General features: G+C 72.4%; 12 protein-coding genes. 8 read left to right on the top strand and 4 right to left on the bottom strand.

Annotated elements, in window-relative coordinates; all coding sequences use genetic code 11:
* Nucleotides 1-29 precede the first annotated feature (29 nt).
* Nucleotides 30-1,778 (bottom strand): malto-oligosyltrehalose trehalohydrolase, encoded by a 1,749-nt coding sequence (gene treZ / locus ACWDEW_RS16465; RefSeq protein WP_450513449.1) that lies wholly within the window; start codon nt 1,776-1,778, stop codon nt 30-32.
* A 173-nt stretch (nt 1,779-1,951) separates the two neighbouring features.
* On the opposite strand from treZ, the gene ACWDEW_RS16460 reads away from it, so the two are divergent.
* The 3 genes from ACWDEW_RS16460 (at nt 1,952) to ACWDEW_RS16450 (ending at nt 4,697) form a co-directional block, all read left to right on the top strand.
* A complete protein-coding gene (locus tag ACWDEW_RS16460) occupies nt 1,952-2,503 on the top strand; it encodes a DUF1707 and FHA domain-containing protein (protein WP_019071455.1) in 552 nt (183 codons plus the stop codon).
* Between the two features lie 248 nt (nt 2,504-2,751).
* The gene (locus tag ACWDEW_RS16455) at nt 2,752-4,281 is read left to right on the top strand and encodes a M14 family zinc carboxypeptidase (protein ID WP_450513447.1); all 1,530 of its coding nucleotides are present in this window, start codon (nt 2,752-2,754) and stop codon (nt 4,279-4,281) included.
* Nucleotides 4,278-4,697, top strand: a complete 420-nt coding sequence (locus ACWDEW_RS16450; RefSeq protein ID WP_450513445.1) for an SSI family serine proteinase inhibitor — start codon at nt 4,278-4,280, stop codon at nt 4,695-4,697. The genes ACWDEW_RS16455 and ACWDEW_RS16450 overlap by 4 nt, the downstream gene beginning before the upstream one ends.
* 20 nt (nt 4,698-4,717) lie before the next feature.
* Here the strand turns inward: ACWDEW_RS16450 and ACWDEW_RS16445 are convergent, their stop codons facing one another.
* Nucleotides 4,718-6,019 (bottom strand): M14 family zinc carboxypeptidase, encoded by a 1,302-nt coding sequence (locus ACWDEW_RS16445; protein ID WP_450513443.1) that lies wholly within the window; start codon nt 6,017-6,019, stop codon nt 4,718-4,720.
* A gap of 492 nt (nt 6,020-6,511) precedes the next feature.
* Here ACWDEW_RS16445 and ACWDEW_RS16440 point away from each other — a divergent pair, with 492 nt between their 5' ends.
* Nucleotides 6,512-7,618, top strand: a complete 1,107-nt coding sequence (locus tag ACWDEW_RS16440) for a cytochrome P450 (protein ID WP_450513442.1) — start codon at nt 6,512-6,514, stop codon at nt 7,616-7,618.
* On the opposite strand, the gene treY is transcribed toward ACWDEW_RS16440, so the two are convergent.
* Nucleotides 7,615-9,963 (bottom strand): malto-oligosyltrehalose synthase, encoded by a 2,349-nt coding sequence (gene treY / locus ACWDEW_RS16435; RefSeq protein ID WP_450513440.1) that lies wholly within the window; start codon nt 9,961-9,963, stop codon nt 7,615-7,617. The genes ACWDEW_RS16440 and treY overlap by 4 nt on opposite strands.
* Before the next feature lie 74 nt (nt 9,964-10,037).
* A complete protein-coding gene (gene glgX / locus ACWDEW_RS16430) occupies nt 10,038-12,155 on the bottom strand; it encodes a glycogen debranching protein GlgX (RefSeq protein WP_450513438.1) in 2,118 nt (705 codons plus the stop codon).
* 198 nt (nt 12,156-12,353) lie between these two features.
* Between glgX and ACWDEW_RS16425 the strand changes: the two genes are divergently transcribed.
* From ACWDEW_RS16425 to ACWDEW_RS16410, 4 genes are all read left to right on the top strand, one after another.
* On the top strand, nt 12,354-13,160 hold the full coding sequence (locus ACWDEW_RS16425) for a Tat pathway signal sequence domain protein (RefSeq protein WP_450513436.1): 807 nt from the start codon (nt 12,354-12,356) through the stop codon (nt 13,158-13,160).
* Between the two features lie 92 nt (nt 13,161-13,252).
* Nucleotides 13,253-14,569: a copper amine oxidase gene (locus tag ACWDEW_RS16420; protein WP_450513434.1), complete on the top strand. Its 1,317-nt coding sequence runs from the start codon at nt 13,253-13,255 to the stop codon at nt 14,567-14,569.
* 104 nt (nt 14,570-14,673) lie between these two features.
* A complete protein-coding gene (locus tag ACWDEW_RS16415) occupies nt 14,674-15,915 on the top strand; it encodes an SAV2148 family HEPN domain-containing protein (RefSeq protein WP_450513433.1) in 1,242 nt (413 codons plus the stop codon).
* Between the two features lie 110 nt (nt 15,916-16,025).
* Nucleotides 16,026-16,748: an exonuclease domain-containing protein gene (locus ACWDEW_RS16410; RefSeq protein WP_450513431.1), complete on the top strand. Its 723-nt coding sequence runs from the start codon at nt 16,026-16,028 to the stop codon at nt 16,746-16,748.
* The last annotated feature ends 26 nt before the right edge of the window (nt 16,749-16,774 follow it).

Below are 16,774 nucleotides of genomic sequence, written 5' to 3'. Positions count from 1 at the left end.
AACGCTTACGCAAGCCTTTGCGCAAGCGTTTACGCCTGCGCCAGCACCACGCACGACTCACCGGGCAGCCGCAGCAACCCGTCCGCCCCGGGCGCCACCACCGGCTCCCACGCGGCCAGGACCTCCGCCGGGCGGGTGCCCAGAGGGATCGCGGCCGGTTCCTTGCCGAGGTTCACGGCGACGCGTACGTCGCCGCGTCGGAGGGCGAGCCAGCGGGCGTCCTCGTCGTAGGCCACCTTGGTGTCGCTGAGGTCGGGATCGGTGAGGTCGGGCTGCTCGTGCCGGAGCGCGACGAGCCGCCGGTACCAGGCCAGCATGCGCGCGTGGGGCTCGCGCTCCGGTTCCGACCAGTCCAGGCAGGAGCGGTCGCGGGTCGCCGGGTCCTGCGGGTCGGGCACGTCCTCCTCGGCCCAGCCGTGCGCCGCGAACTCCCGCCGCCTGCCCCGCCGTACGGCGTCCGCGAGGTCCGGGTCGGTGTGGTCGGTGAAGAACTGCCAGGGTGTACCGGCCGCCCATTCCTCGCCCATGAACAGCATCGGGGTGAAGGGGCCGGTGAGCGTCAGCGCCGCCGCACAGGCCAGCAGACCGGGGGAGAGGGTCGCCGAAAGGCGGTCCCCCTGGGCGCGGTTGCCGATCTGGTCGTGGGTCTGGCTGTAGCCGAGCAGCCGGTGGGCGGCCACACGCGCGCGGTCCAGGGGGCGGCCGTGGTGCCGGCCCCGGAAGCTCGAATAGGTGCCGTCGTGGAAGAAGCCGCCCGTGAGCGTCTTGGCGACCGCATCGAGCGGGGCCCGCGCGAAGTCCGCGTAGTAACCCTGCGATTCACCCGTCAGCGCGGTGTGCAGAGAGTGGTGGAAGTCGTCGTTCCACTGCGCGTGCAGTCCGAGACCGTTCTCCGCGCGGGGGGTGACCACGCGCGGGTCGTTCAGGTCGGACTCGGCGACCAGGAAGAGCGGCCGGCCCGTCTCGGCGGCCAACGCGTCGACGGCGGCGGACAGTTCCTCCAGGAAGTGGCACGCGCGCGTGTCCTTCAGCGCGTGCACCGCGTCGAGCCGCAGCCCGTCGATCCGGTAGTCGCGCAGCCACGCCAGCGCGCTGCCCAGGAGGAAGGCACGCACCTCGTCCGAGCCGGGCGCGTCCAGGTTCACGGCGCTGCCCCAGGGGGTCTGGTGGGTGTCCGTGAAGTAGGGGCCGAACGCGGGCAGGTAGTTCCCGGACGGGCCGAGGTGGTTGTGCACCACGTCGAGCACGACGCCCAGACCGAGTTCGTGGGCGCGGTCGACGAACCGCTTCAACCCCTCGGGACCGCCGTAGGGTTCGTGCACGGCCCACAGGGAGACGCCCTCGTAACCCCAGCCGTGCCGGCCGGGGAACGGGCACAGGGGCATCAACTCGACGTGGGTGACGCCCAGTTCGACGAGGTGGCCGAGCCGGTCGGCCGCCGCGTCCAGGGTGCCCTCGGGCGTGTACGTGCCGACGTGCAGCTCGTAGAGCACCGCTCCCGGGAGCGGGCGCCCCGGCCAGGCGGCGGTGCGCCACGCGTACCGCTCGTGCTCGACGACGGCGCTCAGGCCGTCCGGGCCGTCCGGTTGGCGGCGCGAGCGCGGGTCGGGCAGCGGCGGGCCGTCGTCGACCGCGAACCCGTACCGCGTGCCGTCACTCGCCTCGGCCTCGCCGCTCCACCACCCCACGCGCCCGGGATCGCGTTCCAACGCGCGCGTGGCGTCGTCGCGATGGAGCGTCACACGGTCTGCCTCTGGTGCCCACACCTCGAACTGCACGGACGGTTCCCCTTCGTCTGCTCACCGGGATGTAGCCCGTCCATCGTGCTTCAAACGAGATCAATCCGCTTTTGAATCCACCCCTTTGGAGCAGGTGTCGTCATCTTCGCGCGCGTGCGGGCCGTTTCCGCGTCTTCTGGACACCCGGGGTTCACTGCCCGACAATCACGAGCGTGACGTCGTCCTTCGAGTTCCACACGTACCCCGCGCGGCTGTCCGACGCGGAGCGCGACAAGGCGCTCAAGGTCCTCCATGACGGCGTCGCCATGGGACGGCTCTCGCACGACACGTTCATCCGCCGCATGGAGCTGGCGCTCGCCGCCCGGCGGTCCGAGGAACTCGTGGCCCTCACCGCCGACCTGCCCACCGAAAGCCGCCTCTCGCGCGCCCTGTTCGGCACCGTTGAGGCCGTCTCCGGGTTCACGGTACGGCTGCGCAGGGCCTGGCAGGCCGAGCGGCTCCCCAAGCTGCTGCTGCCCCACCCGGGCAACGGACACCCGCTGCGCATCGGCCGTGACCCCGCCAACGGGCTGCGGCTGACCCACGAGACGGTGTCCCGGGTGCACGCCGAACTCAGCCGCCAGGGCGGCATGTGGGTGCTGCGCGACCTCGGTTCGACCAACGGCACGACGGTCAACGGTCGTCGGGTGATCGGCGCGGCCGTCGTCCGGGAGGGCGATCAGATCGGCTTCGGACGGATGGCGTTCCGGCTCGCCGTGAACTGAGCCCGACGCGATCCCGACCCGGGCTCGACGCGATCCCGACCCGGGCTCGAACTCAGCTCCACCTCACCTCTGGCCTGGGCTTTACCCGATGTGGCGATCTTGGGTGTGCGTGAAATCCCTTTGCGTACGGCGGTGTTGACGTACCCCTCGGGCCGTGACTGACTGTGCGTACACCATGCACATCAGGTGAACCGACGGCACCACTTTCGTGGAGGTGTGCCCTGCCACCACTCCTCCGCTACCCGTCCGTGGACGAGCTGGGGGCCCAGGCCGCCGCGCTCGTCGCCCGCCGCCCCCGGGACGCCCGGCTTCGCCGTGTCGGGACCTCCCGCGCCGGTACGCCCCTGTGGCTGCTCTCCGTGGGCCACGGCAGCCGCCAGGCCCTCGTGGTCGCCGGACCGCACGCCAACGAGCCCGTGGGCGGCGCGACGGTGCTGCGCCTGGCCGAACGGGTCCTCGCCGACCCCCGGTTGAGCGAGGGCGCCGACGCCACCTGGAACCTGCTGCTGTCCCTCGACCCCGACGGCTCGCGCCGCAACGAGGGCTGGCTGTCCGGCCCCTACAGTCTCGGCCGCTACTTCCGGAACTTCTTCCGGCCCGGCTTCCTGGAACAGCCCGAGTGGCTGCCGGACGGCGCGGCCGGGGCCCGACTCCCGGAAACCCGCGCCCTGTTGGAGGTCCAGGACGAGCTGCGGCCCTTCCTCCAGTGCTCCCTGCACGGCGTCGACGTGGGCGGCGGTTTCGTCGAACTGACCCGCGACCTCCCGGGCCTCGCCCAACGCGTCGCGCACACCGCGGCCCGCCTCGGCATCCCGCGTGAACTCGGGCCGTACGACACCCTGTACTGGCCCAGCATCGGCCCCGCCGTCTACCGCATCCCACCACCGCGCCGGGGCGATCTGGCCGCCGCCATCACCGAGGCCGCCGTCGAGTCGACCTGGTTCCACCCGCACCGGCACGGCACGGTCACCGCGGTCGTGGAGGCACCGATGTGGGGCGTGGCCGGCGTCGAGGACGGCACCCCGCCCGCCGACGCGGACGCGGTCCTGCGCACCGTGAGCCACACCCTGCGCCGCGACACCCGCATCCTGGAACAACTCCTCGCGCGGATACGGCCGTTCGTGCAGGGCGGGGCGGCGACGGAGCCGGGGGAGGTCCGGCCGTGCGCGGGCGTCGGGGAGGCGGGGACGCTCTCCCGTGCCGGCGTGGCGGGACCCCCGACACCGGACGCGGCCGAGAGCCGCCCCCGGCACGACACCGTTCGTCCCGCTCCCGCTCCCGCTCCGGCGCCCGCGCCTGCTGCCACGTCCGGTCGGCTGCCCCGAACCCTTCTCGTGCCCGACGCGGCGCGGCTGCTCGCGCCGGTCGACGACTATTTACTGGTGTGCCCCGGACTCGCGGACGCGTGGGACCCCGATGTCGACACCAGTGCCGCGCGCCCGCTGCCGCCGCTCAACACCGCGCATCTCGCGGCCCTGCGCATCGCGGGCCGGCGCCTCGCCCTGCGCACGGCCGGGCTGCTGTACCAGCTCGTCGTCTCCTCCGGGAGCGACCCGGCCGGTGTGCTGCCGGAGCTGGACCGGCTGATCGACGAGTGGTGCGCCGACTACCGGGACGGCTTCGGGGCGCGCTGGATCCCGGTCGCACGCCAGGTCGAGTACCAGTCGCGCGTGGTGCTCAGCGCGTTCGAACTGGCCCGGCGGCACCCGCCCGCGCGCTCCCGTACGGGTGAGGCGGGCTGGGGTACCGAGGAGACGGTGCCGATGCATCTGGAATGACGTACACCTCCCGAACCACCGCCCTCCGGGGTGCCCTGCTCGCAGCGACCGTGCTCCTCGCCGCCGGTCAAACACCCGCCCAGGCGGCGCCCCGGCACGGCCTCCGGGGCGACTGGCTCTACCTCACCGTCACCCGGGGCGACGGCCGTTCCAGTGACACACGCGGGACCCTCCTCCTGTGCGACCCGCCCCAGGGCCACGCCCACGCGGCCGAGGCCTGCGCCGAACTGGCCGCGGCGGGCGGTGACATCGACGCCGTCCCGGCCAGAAGCGTGCTCTGCCCGATGATCTACGCCCCGGTGACCGCCCACGCGCGCGGGGAGTGGAAGGGACGCCAGGTCGACTACACGAGGACCTTCTCGAACCGCTGCGTCCTGGGGGCGCGGACGGGAGACGTGTTCGCGCTGGACGGCTGAGCGGCGCGGCGCGGGCGGGGTCAGGCCGAGCGTCGGGCACGCGCGTGTGGGGCCTCGCCGATCGTCCCCGCCTGCTCCGCCTGCTCGCGCGCGTACAGCGCCGCCGCCACGACCGTGCGGGACTGATGCTCCACCTGGTGCTCCAACGGCACCCAGCGGGCGCGGAAGCGCTCCGCGAAGGCGTCGCTCCAGGACGCGACGAGGTGCTCCAGCCGAGGCGCCGCGCGGTCGTCGGTCTCCCGCAGCACTCGCAGCAGCATCGCCGCCGCCCGTAACGGCAGCCGCCGCCCGAAGGCGTCCACACTGCCGACGTACGCCATCGTGGTGTCGGCCGGCGCGGTGTGCGTCCAGTCCGCGGCCAGGCCGGGCACCAGCTCCAGCGCCCACTTGGCGGCCCGCAGCAGCGGCCCGTCGACGCCCTGGAGCCGCGGCAGCGCCTCGGCGAGCACCCGCTCCACCTCCCGCCCGTCCCGCAGCAGCCGGCGCGCCAGCCGCCGTAACGCCGCCGCCGGGGCGGGATGCGGTGCCGGGTCGTCCACCAGGTCGCTCGCCCACATCGGGACCTCCACGACCGCGGTCAGGCCGCCGTAGCGGTGCGCGTGGTACCAGGTGCTGTGCCGGGCGTCGTCCGGCATGCTCGGGTAGGCCGCGTCCGAACCGGGCGCCGGCATCACATGCACCCCGGGCCCCGCGGCGGGCCAGCCCGCCGCGTCCGAGGCGCCCCTCTCCACCGGGATGTGCAGCTCCGCCGCCGACTTGGCGAACGGTTCGGCGAGCCCCGGTATGTCCTTCGTCAGCTGCACCCAGCTGCCGCCCAGATCGGTGCCGTGCAGGGTCACCTGGAGATAGGGCCGCAGCTCGTCGATCACCCGGGTCAAGGCTCGCGTCTCCGGGGGCAGTTGATCGGGCGGCAGCACGGAGGGCGACCACTCGGGCTGCTCCGGGCCCGCCGGGCGGAAGAAGCCGAGGTGGTAGTCGAACAGGCTGCGCGGCGCCGGGGTGACGTGCAGGCTCGCCCCGTCCGGGTCCGCGCAGAGCAGGAAGTGCCAGGCGGTGTCCGACCTCAACTCCCGATCGCGGACCACCCGTTCGGCGAGTGCGAGGAGTGTTGAGCCGCCGGTCGGCTCGTTGGCGTGGGCGCCCGCGACCACCAGGACGGCGCGCCGGGCGTGCCCCACGGACAGCAGATGAAGGGGTCTGCCCGCGCGGGAGACACCTACTTGGCGCAGGGTGCACAAGGCCGGCCGGTGAGCGGCCAACGCCCGCGCGGACGAGACCAGTTCGGCCACACTGGGGTATCGCAACTCCGGCAGGAGACTCACCCCCGACTACTCCGCCCCGGCTTTGCAACCGCAGTACTTCATGGCCTCTGTGAACTGTCAAGAAGACCGCGGGGGAGGCTACAGGGGGCGCCCAGGGGCATTTACCGGCAGCCGGTAGGCGCGTTGGTGCCAGCAGGGGCCCGGAGATTTCCAGGGGGCTTCGCAGGCCCCCGCGCTCCCCTCCGGTGATGTCGTCGTCGTGCACACGCGCGTGCCCCCGTATCACGAACACCGCCCTCCCGGCCCGCCACCGCACGCCCGCCGCCCGACCCGCGCCCCGGGTCCGTACGCGGGTGCGAGCCGGTGGCCGGGGACCCGCCGCACGCCGTAGGCCGTGGCGCGGCCGCCTCACTCGAACGGCCGTAAGGGAGGTGCGGTCGGCGCGGTGCGGTGGTCGGCTGGGGGAAGCCGCGTGCGCGCAGGACGCGGACGACCGGCCGCGCGCCTCCTGGACGGTGCGGGGCGCAGCTGCGACCACGGGAGCGGACGGCGGTGCTGTGTCTCACGGACGTGACCGTCCCCCGGACAGCGGGCGCCCCGCCCCGCCCACCGGGACCGCCGAGCCTGCGGACTGCCGTACAGGACCCGTATCGGCTCTACCGCACCCTCCGCACGCACTACCCGCTCGTGTACGACGAGCCGTTCGGAGCCTGGCTCCTCAGCCGCTACGACGATGTCCGCGCGGCCCTCGCCGACCCGCGGCTGGTCGCCCTGCCCGGTGACGGGCACCCGGCCGCCCCCGAGGCGGGGCGGCTCCTGGACCGGGCCCTGCACGGGCCCGCGCTCGCCGCCCTGACCGCCGCCGTCGAACGCAGCGCCCACGTCCTCGCCCGCCGCCTCGCCGCCCGCGAGGACGCCGACCTGGTGGCCGAGTTCTGCGACTGGCTGCCCACCGCCACGGCCGTGGCCGCGCTCGGGCTGCCGTACGAGGAGACCGCGCGGGTGCACCGCTGGTGCCGCACCGGGCTCGGCCCCTCCGGGGGCGGCCGTCCCGAACTGGGCGCCTTCCTGCGCCCGTTGACGGCCCGGCGCCGAGCCCACCCGGGCGGTGACCTGCTGTCCGTGCTGTGCACCGCGCGGCGCGGCGGCGCCCCGCTCTCGGACGACACCGTCACCGGGCTGGTGGGCACGCTGCTCGGCGCGGCCGGCGAGAGCACCGCGCGGGCGCTCGCGTCCTTCCTCGCCAACCTCCTCGACCATCCGCGCCAGTTGGATGTGCTGCGCGCCCGCCCCGAGCTCACGCCGGGCGCCTGGGCGGAGTCCCTGCGCCGTGATCCGCCGCTGCACATCGTGCTGCGCCGGGCCGTCGCGCCCGTCGGCCCGATACCCGCCGGAGCCACCGTCGCCTGTCTGCTCGGCGCCGCGGGACGCGACCCGGAACGCTTCACCGACCCGGACCGCTACGACGCCTTCCGCACCGACCCCGGACCGCTCGCCCACGGCACCGGCCCCGACGCCCTGCTCGCCCGTCTCACGGCCGAACACGGACTGCGGGCCCTCCTGACCGCCCTGCCGGGCCTGCGCCGCGCACCGGGCGCCCCGCACGTGCCCGACGACCTGGTCCGCCGCTCACCCCGGACCCTCCGGGTACGGACCTAGTCGGAGATCTCCAGCAGCACCACCGGCGACAGCTCGAAAAGCTCCGCCACGCGCGCGTGCCCCGCGAACCGCCGCTCCGGAGCGAGCACATCGGCCCACCGGCCCGGCGGCAGCGGGAGCACCGTGTCGCGCCAGCCGCCCGCCTCCGCGAGGCGTGACGACAGCCGGGTCACGGCCGTGACCGCTGCCCCGGAACGGGCGAACGCCACACAGTGCGCCGCCGCCGGGCCCTGAGCCGCCAGCGGGGCGTACGTCGCCGCGTCGCCGAAGGCCTCGGGGCGCCGGGCCCGCAGCCGCAGCGCGGCGGCCGTCACCGCACCCTTGGCGCCCGCCTCCGGGGGCGGGAACGACACGGGCCGCCGGTTGTCGGGGTCGACCAGGGCCAGGTACTCGGCCTCGGTGCCCTGGTAGAGGTCCGGCACGCCCGGCATCGTCAGCTGGAGCAGCGCGGCGCCCAGCACGTTCGCCCGGATGTGCGGCTCCAGCGCCGCGCGGAAGGCGGCCACGCGCTCACCGGGCGGCCCGCACGGGCCCGCCGCGACGAACGCCGCCACCGCCTCCTCGTACGCCGGCTGCTGCTCCGTCCAGCTGGTGTGCAGGCCCGCCTCCCGCACATGCTTCAACAGGGCCCCCTGGACGCGCTCCGCGTCCGCCGGGCCGAGACCGAACACCGTCTGCCAGGCCGCCCACGCCAGTTGCGCGTCCGGCACACCGTCACCGGTACGGGTCACCTCGGTCAGCACGTCCGCCCACCGCTCCGGCACCTCGGTGAGCACGGCCAGCGCGGCCCGTACGTCGGCACTGCGCTTGGTGTCGTGGGTCGACAGCACCGTGCCCGCCGCCGGCCAGTCGCGCTGCACGCGCGCGCAGTACGCCTGGAAGTCCTCCGGGGACACCGCCGGGCTGCCCGGGTCGCCGCCCACCTCGGTCGCCGACAGCAGCGGCACATAGCGGTAGAAGGCCGTGTCCTCCACGGACTTGGCCCGCAGCGCGGACGCCGTCTGCGCGAACCGGACCCGGAACTCGACCTCCTCGGGCCCGTCCCCGTACCGCCCCAGCAGCAGATCCCGTACGACGTCGACGGCGTCCGCCTCCTCCGCGACGACGAACGCCTGCCGGGCCTCGGCGGCGGCCTCCTCGGTGACGACGGCCGCGGTGTCGCCCGAGGTGTACGGCCGGTAGACCTCCAGGCGCACCAGGAGCTCCACCAGCGCGGTCCGCAGCGCCCAGGGGGCCCGGTCGCGCAGCGCGGGCTCCGGGGACGCGGCACACAGCCGGCTCGCGACCCGGGTCAGCCGGTCCGTCTCGGCGTCCAGCTCGTGTGTGATCACCTTGTACGCCGCCCGCCGCACCGTCGCCTCCCAGTGCCCGCCGCGGTCCGGCTGCGGGGCCGCGAACCTCCGGTACTGGCCCAGGAGTTCCCCCGCCCCCGCCGGGTCCGTGAACAGCCCGTCGACGTGCCTGAGGGCGTCGTAGCCGGTGGTGCCCGCGACGGGCCAGGACGCCGGCAGCCGCTCCCCGTCCGCGAGGATCTTCTCCACGACCGTCCAGCGGCCCCCGGTCGCCTCGTGCAGCCGCCGGAGGTAGTCGTCGGGGTCGGCGAGGCCGTCGGGGTGGTCGACGCGCAGCCCGTCCACGACGCCCTCGCGCAGCAGCTGCAGGATCTTGCCGTGCGTGGCGTCGAAGACCTCCGGGTCCTCCACGCGCACCCCGATCAGCTCCGAAATGCTGAAGAAGCGCCGGTAGTTGAGCTCGGTGCGGGCCAGCCGCCACCACCCCAGGCGGTACCACTGCGCGTCCAGGAGCCGCGGCAACGGCAGCTCCCCGGTGCCCGCACGCAGCGGGAACACATGGTCGTAGTAGCGCAGCACGTCACCGTCGACCTCCAGATGCTCCATCTCGGAGCCGACCGGTCCGCCCAGCACAGGCAGCAGCAACCGCCCGCCCTGCGCCTCCCAGTCGATGTCGAACCAGCGCGCGTACGGCGACTTGGGGCCCTCCCTGAGCACCTCCCACAGGGCGTGGTTGTGGGACGGGGCCATGGCCATGTGGTTCGGCACGATGTCCACCACCAGACCGAGACCGTGCTCCCGCGCGGTCCGCGCGAGGGCCCGCAGACCGTCCTCGCCGCCGAGTTCGTCCCGCACGCGCGCGTGGTCCACGACGTCGTAGCCGTGCGTCGAACCGGGGACGGACTCCAGGACGGGGGACAGGTGCAGGTGCGAGACGCCGAGCGACGCCAGGTACGGCACGGCCGCCGCGGCCGCCGCGAACGGGAACTCGGGCTGCAGCTGCAGCCGGTAGGTGGCCGTGGGCACTGCCGGGTCGGGTCGTTCAGGTGTCATGCAGACCTGTCTACCCGCCCGGCCGCCCTTCGTGTCATCGACCCCGGCATCCGGTCCACGGACCGGGAGCCCTCCTAGGTGGGCCGTTGCAGCACCGTCATGCTGCGGTCCACCAGGGTGAGCCGGTCCCCGGCCTTCACCTTCGCGCCCGTGCCCGCCGGCACCCCCTCCGCGCGGCCCGTGTCCACGATCACCTCCCACTGGCGCCCGTGATTGACCGGCACCACGAAGTCCAGCGTCTCCGGGGAGGCGTTGAACATCATCAGGAAGGAGTCGTCGGCGATGCGCTCCCCGCGCTGCCCGGGCTCCGAGATGGCGTTGCCGTTCAGGAACACCGAGAGCGCGGACGCCTGCGCCGAGTCCCAGTCCCGCTGGGCCATCTCCTTGCCCTCCGGGGTGAACCAGGCGATGTCCGACAGCTCGTCGTGGGTGCCCTCCACGGGCCGCCCGTGGAAGAAGCGCCGGCGCCGGAACACCGGATGCTCCTTGCGCAGCCACACCAACGCGCGCGTGAAGGCCAGCAGCCCCGAAGGCTCGGTGCCCTCCTCGGGCCAGTTCACCCAGGCCAGCTCGCTGTCCTGGCAGTACGCGTTGTTGTTGCCGCCCTGGGTGCGCGCGAACTCATCCCCGTGGCTGACCATCGGCACGCCCTGGGACAGCATCAGCGTGGCCACGAAGTTGCGCATCTGGCGGGCGCGCAGCTCCAGGACGGCCGGGTCGTCGGTCTCGCCCTCGGCACCGCAGTTCCACGACCGGTTGTGGCTCTCGCCGTCGCGGTTGTCCTCGCCGTTGGCGTCGTTGCGCTTCTCGTTGTACGACACCAGGTCGTTCAGCGTGAACCCGTCGTGGCAGGTCACGAAGTTGATGGAGGCCAGGGGGCGACGGCCGTCGTCCTGGTAGAGGTCGGAGGAGCCGGTCAGCCGGGACGCGAACTCCGCGAGCGCCCGTCCCTCGCCCCGCCACAGGTCCCGCACGGTGTCGCGGTACTTGCCGTTCCACTCGGTCCACAGCGGCGGGAAGTTGCCCACCTGGTAGCCGCCCTCGCCGACGTCCCAGGGCTCCGCGATCAGCTTCACCTGGGAGACCACCGGGTCCTGCTGGACGAGGTCGAAGAACGACGACAGCCGGTCCACCTCGTGGAACTGCCGGGCCAGGGTGGCCGCGAGGTCGAAGCGGAAGCCGTCGACGTGCATCTCGGTGACCCAGTAGCGCAGCGAGTCCATGATCAGCTGGAGCACGTGCGGGGACCGCATGAGCAGCGAGTTGCCCGTCCCCGTGGTGTCCATGTAGTAGCGGGGATCGTCCGCGAGCCGGTAGTAGGACGGGTTGTCGAGGCCCCTGAAGGACAGCGTCGGGCCCAGGTGGTTGCCCTCGGCGGTGTGGTTGTAGACGACGTCCAGGATGACCTCGATCCCGGCCTCGTGCAGCGCCCGCACCGCCGACTTGAACTCCAGGACCTGCTGGCCGCGGTCGCCCCAGGAGGCGTACGCGTTGTGCGGGGCGAAGAAGCCGATCGTGTTGTAGCCCCAGTAGTTGTTCAGCCCCATGTCGACCAGCCGGTGGTCGTTCACGAACTGGTGCACCGGCATCAGCTCCAGGGCGGTCACCCCCAGCTCCACCAGGTGCTCGATCACCGCCGGGTGCGCGAGCGCCGCGTACGTGCCGCGAAGCTCGTCCGGCAGCCCCGGGTGGAGCATGGTCAGACCCTTGACGTGGGCCTCGTAGAGCACCGTCTCGTGGTAGCCGCGCCGGGGCCGCCGGTCGTCGCCCCAGTCGAAGTACGGGTTGACCACGACCGACGACATCGTGTGCGGGGCCGAGTCCAGGTCGTTGCGCTTGTCGGGGGCGTCGAAGTGGTAGCCGTACACCTCCTCGCCCCAGGCGATCGATCCGCTGACGGCCTTCGCGTACGGGTCGAGCAGCAGCTTCGCGGAGTTGCACCGCTGGCCGCGCTCGGGAGCGTACGGGCCGTGCGCGCGGAAGCCGTAGCGCTGTCCGGGCATGATGCCGGGCACGTACGCGTGCCGCACGAACGCGTCGCTCTCGCGCAGTTCCACCGCCGTCTCCGAGCCGTCGTCGTGCAGCAGACACAGCTCTACTCTGTCCGCGGCCTCCGTGAAGACCGCGAAGTTGGTGCCGGCGCCGTCGTACGTGGCACCGAGTGGATACGCCTCTCCAGGCCAGACCTGCATGGTCACGACTCTTTCAGCCGGGCCCCGCCACCGGGGCGCCTTGCCCCTGAGTCTCCCCGAAAGTGAGGGAACCACCTATGACTTACATCCCTCTTACCAAATGACCAGTGCATACGACGTATGCCGTATGCGGAACCAAGTGGGACAGACACCACTCCCAGAGGTCCGGGGATGGACCCAGGGGGAGTAGGGGGAGATGTGCGAAGGACAGTGCACCGCCACCTGGGCAAAGTGGTGGCGGGTACGGCCATAGCGGTGGCCGGGACCGCCGTGATGGTCGCCGTCACCCTGCCGGGCACGGCGGGGGCCGACGAGTCGGGGGGCACCGGAAAGGCCGCCGGATCCGCCCAGCAGGCGGCGGACGGAGTGGGCGCGGCACCCGGTGTCGTGCAACAGGCCCCGGCCGAGGGCGAGAAGGGCAAGGGCCGCGACCCGCTCACCGAGGACGAGACCAAGCGGGTCGAACAGCTCGCTGTGAACCAGCAGTTCCTCAACTCCAGTGAGAACGTGGACGGGAAGCGCGGCCCGCAGCGCCTCGACGTCGAACTCGCCGACCCGAACCCCGACGAGCTGGACAACCCGAACGCGCCGCGCCGCGCGGACGTGACGTTCTACGACTACAAGGACGACACGGTCGTCACCAAGACCGTCAACCTGGACACCGGCAAGGTCGAGCAGACCGGCACCCAGCACGGAGTGCAGCCGCCGGCGAGCCACGCCGAGGACGTCGAGGCGGCCCAGCTGCTCCTCGCCGACCCGCTCGGCGCGGGCCTGAAGGCCGACTACAAGGACGCCACCGGCAACGAACTCACCTCACCGGACCAGCTGTTGGTGACCGCCATGATCTACAAGGCCACTCCGGGACGGCAGTCCGGCGTCCTCGACAAGTGCGGCGAGCACCGCTGCGTGCGGCTGTTCCCGAAGGTCAAGAACGGGCCGTGGATCGACGCCCGTGACTTCGTCATCGACCTGAGCGCCCGCAAGGTCGGCAAGCTCACCGGCTGAGCCGATCGCGCCGTCCGCACCGACCCACGTGGATCGCGCCCTCCTTCGTTCACTGTCCCAACTTGCTTCTCCTGTAAGGGAGTCACTTCTTCATGCGCGTCAACAGAATCAGCCGTGCCCGCAGTCGGGGGGCCGTGGCCCTCACGGTGGCCGCCCTGGCCGCCGGTGCCACCGCGGGCGCGGGCCCGGCCGTCGCCCAGCCGAAGGCCGCGCCGAGCGCCGCCGCCCCCGGCTGCAGCGCCGCCTACACCATCGAGCAGAAGCTCTCCACCGGCACCACCTGGCGGATGTGCTGGCACTACGAGCGCGAGGCCGGCCTCGTCCTGGAGAACATCTCCTACCAGCCGCCCGGCGAGGCCGCCCCCATCAAGGTGCTCGCCGACGCGAAGCTCGCCCAGATCCACGTCCCGTACGACGACGGCAAGAACGAGTACAGCGACCTCACGCAGTACGGCTTCGGCACCGGCCTGATGAACATGCAGCCCGGCGAGTGTCCCGGCGGCACCATCAAGACCGTCAAGGTCCCCGACGCGATCGACCCGGCCCACCCGAACGTCAAGGGCCTCTGCACGACGACCCGTTCGCGCGGCCACGCCTTCCGTATGCAGGGCGACAGCGCCAACAAGGTCTTCCAGACCCAGGGCAAGGACTTCCTCGTCTACACGGTCAACCAGGTCGGCTGGTACGAGTACATCACCGAGTGGCGCTTCCAGGACGACGGCACCATCAACATGAACGTCGGTGCCACCGGCAGCCTTTCGCCCTACGACTACGACGCGGGCGACGGCCGCGGCTGGCCCCTCGGCAAGGGCGCCACGGCGTACGCGACGAGCCACCAGCACGACGTCTTCTGGAAGTTGGACTTCGCGCTCGACGGCTCCTCCAAGGGCCGTGTCGAGCAGTACGACTCCGTGGTCACCCCGCGCGGCGCCAACACCCCCACCAACAAGACCACGTTGACCAAGGTCACCAAGGAACTCGTGGGCGACGCGAAGAACATGCGCTGGTGGCGCATCGTCAGCGCGACCGGCAAGAACAAGGACAACCACGCCCGGTCCTACGAGATAGTCCCCGGCCCCACCACCAAGTACCCGGGCCGCAGCTTCACCCAGCACGACGTGTACTTCACCCAGTACAACAAGTGCGAGCAGTTCGCCAGCGACAACCTGCCCAACTGCGGTGCGGGGCACCCGAAGCAGGTCGACAAGTGGGTCAACGGACAGACCCTCACCCAGCCCGTGGTCTGGGTGAACGTCGGCTTCCACCACATCGCCCGCGACGAGGACCAGCAGCCGATGCCGGTCCACTGGCAGGGATTCTCCATCGCCCCGCGCGACGTCACCGCTATGAATCCGCTCACTCCGGCCGCGCTCGCCGACCAGAACGGCAATGTGAACGGCGGAAGTTGAGAAACGACCCTGTCCATCCGGCTGCACCGCCGACCGGTCCCGGAGTACCCTTCCTTGATCGTTGAGACTGGGGAGAGCTCGGGGGAGCGGAAGGCGGTGCACGGGTGGGCTCGGGAGGGCTGGAGTTGCCCCCTGGTGACGAGAGTCACGAGGGGAACTCCGCAGAAGTCCCGCCCGGCGCGGTGTCCCTGGCACGTCCGATGGACGCGGCTGGTTCCATTGGGCCGGAGTTGGACTGGGACGCCGACGCCTGGCGCGAGGTGCGTACGCGCGCCCAGCGAGCCGGCCGCGCCTACATCTGGCTGAACCTGGTCGAACAGCGGCTGCGCGCCGTCGTGGCCGCCGTCCTCCGTCCCATCTACGAACCCGTCCACGGCGACGAGTGGGTCGTCGCCGCGGCCGGTCCGGCCGGCCAGGAGTGGGTGCAGCGCGCGGTCGCCGTCCGCGAAGTCAGCCGGCGCAAGGGCTACTTGCTCGACCCGGCCGACGACAACGTCCTCAGCTTCCTGACCCTGCCGCAGCTGCGCGAGCTGATGGTGCAGCACTGGCCCTGCTTCGAGCCGTACTTCGACGAGCGCCGGGATGTCGAACTCGCCCTGGACGAACTCGAAGTGACGCGCAACGTCGTCTCCCGCAACCGTGCCCTCTCCGAGGCCGTCCTCAACCAGGCCGAGCGGGCCTCCGCGAAACTCCTGGAGACCCTCGGCGCCGGCAGCGACGTGCCCTCGGCCCGCCGGCTGCCCGTCGACGCGGTCGAGGAACTGATCGGCGACCGCTTCGCCGACGTGGTCGCCGTCCACCCCGACCGGGTACGGCTGATGCGGCAGTTCCCGGCCGAGGACATCTTCGGCGGCGCCCGCCGCGTCGACGCCATCGGCATCGGCCTCAACCTCCTCGTGCAGAACTTCTCCGGCCGACGGCTGGTCCGCCTCGCCGAGTCGGGCTGTCGCGTACGGCTGCTGTTCCTCAACCCGGCCTCCAGCGCGGTGAAGCGGCGCGAGCGTGAACTCGGCATAAAGCGGGGCGAGTTGAGCCGCGCCGTCGAGATGAACATCCTGCACATGCGACGGGTGCGGTCCCGGCTGCACGACCCGGGCGCCTTCGAGATCCAGGTCTTCGACGAGACACCGCGCTTCACGGCGTACCTCGTCGACGGCGACGGCTCGGACGGCATAGCCGTCGTGCAGTCCTATCTGCGCCGCAGCCGCGGCATGGAGGCGCCGGTGCTGGTGCTGCGAAACGGAAGCCGGCTCGTCAAGTCGGATGAAATGGACGACAGCGGTCTTTTCCCCACCTATCGCGATGAGTTCGAGCAGATGTGGGCGGATTCGCGACCGGTGTCCTGACCTGTCCGAGGCCGGTCCGGCGGTAAGCGGAACGCGGTCCTCGGATTGTCAGTGGCTCATGCGAAGGTGGAGACCACTGGGGGAAAGCACCACCGAGAAGGGGGGCCGTCATGGCCTGGCACCAGGAGCTGCTCATCGGCTTCGACCTGGAGACGACCGGCACGGAGCCGCGCGAGGCGCGCATCGTCACCGGCGCGGTCATAGAGGTCAGGGGCGGACGGCCGGCGGGCCGTCGCGAGTGGCTGGCGGATCCCGGCGTGGAGATCCCGGCCGACGCCGTCGCCGTGCACGGCATCACGAACGAACGCGCCACCGCCGAGGGCCGCCCGGCCGACGAGGTCGCCGACGCGATCGCGGACGTCCTCACGACCTACTGGAAGACGGGCGTCCCCGTCGTCGCCTACAACGCGGCCTTCGACCTCACCCTGCTCTCCGCCGAGCTGCGCCGACACGGACTGCCGTCCCTGCGCGACCGCCTGGGCGGCACCGACCCCGCCCCGGTCATCGACCCGTACACGATCGACCGCTCCGTCGACCGCTACCGCCGCGGCAAGCGCAACCTCGAAGCGGTCTGCCAGGAGTACGGCGTGGTCCTCGACACCGCCCACGACGCCTCGGCCGACGCCCTCGCCGCCGCCCGGCTGGCCGGTGCGATAGCCGACCGCCATCCCAAGGTCGCCGCCCTCGGCCCCGCCGAACTCCACCGCCGCCAGATCGAGTGGTACGCCGAATGGGCCGCCGACTTCCAGAGCTTCCTGCGCCGCAAGGGCGACCAGGACGCGGTGGTGGACGGCACCTGGCCGCTGCGCGAGCTTGAGGACGAGACGGTCTGAACCCGGGAGCTCCGAAAGCGCCCCGA

The sequence above is a fragment of the Streptomyces sp. NPDC001100 genome, from assembly GCF_053598575.1.
The sequence above is the reverse complement of the archived record's forward strand: the minus strand, read 5'-3'. Positions and strand labels throughout refer to the sequence as shown.

Coding starts and splice junctions, on each gene's coding strand:
- ACWDEW_RS16450 (WP_450513445.1), top strand. CDS start 4,278: ATGACGTACACCTCCCGAACCACCGCCCTCCGGGGTGCCCTGCTCGCA.
- ACWDEW_RS16410 (WP_450513431.1), top strand. CDS start 16,026: ATGGCCTGGCACCAGGAGCTGCTCATCGGCTTCGACCTGGAGACGACC.
- ACWDEW_RS16420 (WP_450513434.1), top strand. CDS start 13,253: ATGCGCGTCAACAGAATCAGCCGTGCCCGCAGTCGGGGGGCCGTGGCC.
- glgX (WP_450513438.1), bottom strand. CDS start 12,155: ATGCAGGTCTGGCCTGGAGAGGCGTATCCACTCGGTGCCACGTACGAC.
- treY (WP_450513440.1), bottom strand. CDS start 9,963: ATGACACCTGAACGACCCGACCCGGCAGTGCCCACGGCCACCTACCGG.